Source organism: Bartonella sp. MM73XJBT (assembly GCF_028618465.1).
Classification (GTDB): domain Bacteria; phylum Pseudomonadota; class Alphaproteobacteria; order Rhizobiales; family Rhizobiaceae; genus Bartonella.
Genome location: NZ_JAQISY010000065.1, coordinates 1 through 4,286 on the forward strand (window position 1 = coordinate 1; position 4,286 = coordinate 4,286).

Below are 4,286 nucleotides of genomic sequence, written 5' to 3' on the forward strand. Positions count from 1 at the left end.
GTCAAGATTGTTGATGAAACAGAATAAAGAACGGCGTGGGGGGCGCCTTCTTACAGCTATAAACGCATCATAAGATACATTCCTTAAAACGTATCATAAAAGAGAGAACTCTAAAAAAGAAAGCCGTGCCAATTGATATGACGCGGCTTTCTCATAACGTTTCTAATGATCTAATAATCATCCACAATGGAGTGATAAATGCATATATACAAAACGTATCATATTGCAAGCGCTCTTTTCTATTGATTAAAACTTATCAAAAAGATCATAAATGATTGGGTATCATCTTGATAGCATTCATTTGAATGAGAGAAAATATAAACGCTTTATAGCTTTATCAAACCAATCAAAAGCAAATGTGTATTAAGTGAAATGTCTATAACAAAACCCGTTTTTATATTTACGCGCGTTGGTCTTTAAAAGTAGCATTTCATAAGACAAATAAACAAACGTTTTTATAGAATTTAAGGGTTTCAAGATTTGCTCTATTTGCTCTGCTGTAAAATCTAGATCTTTGTTTTTCGTAAATGAAACGTTCTTAAGAGCAAATGATAACTAAGTTTATAGCTGTTATAAAACATCAGTTTCAAATTTTAAACGTTTCCTTAAAGAGGTTCTTATAAGCGTATTTTCACTTTTCATTAAAACCTAATTTCTTTGCACATTAACCAGCTCAAATTCGAGCTCGTTATCTTTAAAAGAGAGCATTCTTTAAACAGGGTAACTTTTGATTCAAAATTTAGAAAAATCTCATGTCTTATGACATTATAATGGTTTTAAGTTTTGCTTGCTTATCTTTGTTTCAATAGGTGCCTCCAAATTTGAATTGACCCCATTTGGTTTCGTATTTTTAAACTATAATCTTTAAAACGTTTATTGTTACCATGTCTAAGGTATATAGTATTCTACTTCTACGGCATTATTCGCCTCCATTTTTTTGTGGAAGCGAAGAGAGTTCCATCATTTAAAACTTACTATAAACCATATTCATTAAAAGATTTTCGCATCATAAGATATAACGTTTTGAATTTCATAACTGTTGTGATGATATGTTTGTATAATGACTGCCTATCATTTACTAAATTTTTAGTAAGCGCTTTAAAAGCGATTTTGTCTTTTTATACACCCTTAATGAATTACACCTATAAGCTTATAAAAGTTTCAAACGATTATTTTCCTTTTAAGGATTCGCTCAAAAAAGAGCAAAACTCATACCATTCTCTAAATACATGCAATTTATGTTATTAAAAATTGCAAACGACTAAATTTTTAACAATGCGATTTTTGAATGATAAAAACGTATCATAAAATTTATGAACTGTTATGAATGATAACTGCTTTTCATTTCATTTGAATACACACATGCGTTATAATATTTACATCATGATTTGCTTTTTATGCTCTATTCATACGTGCCAATCTTATATAAAAAATGGTCAAATGAATCACGTATAAAAGTGTGGATTCTTAAGTGGATTCATATAAAATAATTGCACTTAACATATTGACTTTATTGTATTTTTAGGTATAATATGGTGCCATGTCGCGAAACCATTCTGCTGCACCGGTTAGCAATTCACTGGGCAATGCCTTGCCTATTTGACGGGGGATAAATTGTACCTCTCGCTTATTATTGCGTTCAGCTCCCACAACGGCATTCACAAGCGGGGCTATCCGATTAAAGGTCATCACAGGGCGGCGTTGTTCTTTTAACGCAGCTAAATCTGCATCATTCCACTGATCTCCATTGTAAAAACGAAAATCTTCACGTGCCTGTTCACGCCATTTATTTACGTGCTCAATATCTTCCTTATACCAGCTGACAAGTTTACGAAACAAACCTTCTGTCGACAGATCTGAAATGTTGCTATCTTTGTCTAAATGCTCTTCATCATGCATCATTCTGCCATCCATGACGTGCTCTCATAAGCGTCTCTACCGCTGTAAGCTTCTCTCTTATGTTTCTGCACCGGCTGTTCATAACCCACACACATTAAGCCAAAAGCATCAGCACCATGACTGGACCAATCATGCTCGGCGCCTAACCCTATATTCCGCTTCTCATCCCATTTTTCGTGATACCAGTTCAGTGCCTTACGTCCTGCTACGGTCGTTTCTTCATTGAACCAAACTGAAGGTAAAATACGTCGCACCGCCTCTATCCGCATCTTAACAGCACCTGCTCCTTGATTAGGAATGACCTGCGTTTCAAAACCCGCATCATTGAGAGCACTCTCAAAACTCACATTATGCACACGATCTCTGGTCGCACCGTCATGGGGGAGCACCATTAATGCCTTCTCATAACCATTTTGACGTAACCAGCCAATATGCTCTGATAAGGGCTGTCCTTGTGCCTCGTAATAATCAAGCACCCTTATTTCTCTACCAACAAATTGTGCTATCCATATCGCCGTTGCATCTGCTTTGGCTCCCGTTCCCCCAATATCCCAAAAGGCGCGTATCTGCATTAAAGGGTCACGAGCAACACGCCCTATCCGCCCCTCCTGCTCAGCTGCCAACATCTCTTTTTGAAAGTAAGCCCCTTGAACAGCGGTAAGATAAGCACCCTCCCAGATATGCTTATAGGTCTCTGGACGATTTCTCAGATCATCAAGCCGCGCTTCATTCAAGATCTTAGGAAATTTCGGATTGTCTGTTCAAGATATTGATTTATAATGATAATTTACTGCTTTGCATATTGAATGAGAGTCTCGAATAACGTAGGATTCTCTCATTTCAAACCTGCTTATCTTGAATCAATCAAAACCACTCATTTGCACATAACAAGTGGGATGAGTGTGTGGATCAAATTTGTATAAGAAAGGAGTAAAAAATGGCTCTTATGAACCGTCTTAATGCAAGATCTGTCGCAACATTGGGGGCTGGCAAATATAATGATGGTGCCGGCTTGCTTCTTCATAAGCGTAAAGATGGAGGTGCTCAATGGATTTACCGTTATACCATTCATGGGCGCCGTCGTGAAATGGGCTTGGGGGCTTTAAGAGATGTCTCTTTAAAACAAGCCCGTGAATTGGCAACTGGGTGGCGTTCTGTTCTTCGTGAAGGGCGTGACCCCATTAAAGAACGCAATAAACAAAAGCGTGAAGCAATAAGCAATCTCCATTATTTAAAAGATATTGCTCTAGATGCTTTTGAAACTCGTAAAGCTGAACTCAAGAATGATGGTAAAGATGGAGATTGGTTTTTACCATTACGCCTTCATATTCTCCCTAAATTAGGTTGTCTGCCGGTTTCTGAGATTACACAAACTGAGATACGCAACACTATTGCCCCTATCTGGCATACAAAAGCTGTTACAGCGCGTAGAGCTCTCATTCGTCTCAATCTTTGTCTCAAACATGCGGCTGCTTTGGGTTTGGATGTTGATTTACAAGCAGTAACAAAAGCACAAGCTCTCTTAGGAAAACAACGCCATAAAATCAAAAATTTACCTGCAATGGATTGGAAAGATGTTCCCGCTTTTTATAAAATGCTTTGCCAAACAACAAACCCCACACAACTGGCTTTGCGTTTGCTTATCCTTACAGGGGTTCGTACCAATCCCTTGCGTCATATTCGTGAAGATCAGATTGATGGAGATATATGGATCATACCTGCTGAAAATATGAAAGGAAAGCGCGATGCTACAACAGAATTTCGCGTCCCCTTATCATCAGAGGCAATGAAAGTGATAGAACAAGCCCGTTGTATCTCTAAAAGTAATTTCATCTTTTCTTTTTCTAGTCGGGCTCCTATTTCACCTATGGTTATGTCAAAGTATATGAGAGACAATAACCTTGAAGCCTGCCCCCATGGATTTCGCTCTAGTTTACGCAATTGGCTTGCTGAAACAACCGATGCCCCCTATGAGGTCGCTGAAACTATTCTAAGTCATACAGTAGGAGGACAAGTAGAGCGTGCCTATCGTCGTACTGACTATTTAGAACAGCGCCGTGTCTATATGGATAAATGGGCCGCTTATGTCACAGGTCAATCTTAAGATATGGGGTGCATAACCCCATCATCTGTGGATAACTTTAGCTCTCTTTTCTCTCATTCTTTCTCAATGAGACTCATAAATTATCACATCAGAAAATGTATTATAAAACACTGTTTTCTATAGACTAAATACCTTTCCAGTGATTCAAAAATATGGTTAATAAATACTTATGATTTGTTCCCATTTTTTACTCTTGAAAGGAAATTATAATGACAGAAAACGATATTCTTTTAACTGACCGTGAAAGTGCAAAATTGCTTCATATGAGTGTTTCAACATTCCG

At 37.6% G+C, this 4,286-nt stretch carries 1 protein-coding gene and 3 pseudogenes; 2 read left to right on the top strand and 2 right to left on the bottom strand.

From position 1 onward, the window contains the following. Nucleotides 1-1,536 precede the first annotated feature (1,536 nt). Nucleotides 1,537-1,914: pseudogene (locus PVV69_RS09250) on the bottom strand (phage portal protein); the annotation flags it as partial. Next, nucleotides 1,899-2,660: pseudogene (locus PVV69_RS09255) on the bottom strand (PBSX family phage terminase large subunit); the annotation flags it as partial. The pseudogenes PVV69_RS09250 and PVV69_RS09255, both read right to left, overlap by 16 nt. A 176-nt stretch (nt 2,661-2,836) precedes the next feature. Between PVV69_RS09255 and PVV69_RS09260 the strand changes: the two are divergent. Next, nucleotides 2,837-4,003, top strand: a complete 1,167-nt coding sequence (locus PVV69_RS09260; protein ID WP_273757276.1) for a site-specific integrase — start codon at nt 2,837-2,839, stop codon at nt 4,001-4,003. Between the two features lie 209 nt (nt 4,004-4,212). Further along, nucleotides 4,213-4,286, top strand: a pseudogene (locus PVV69_RS09265) (DNA-binding protein); the annotation flags it as partial.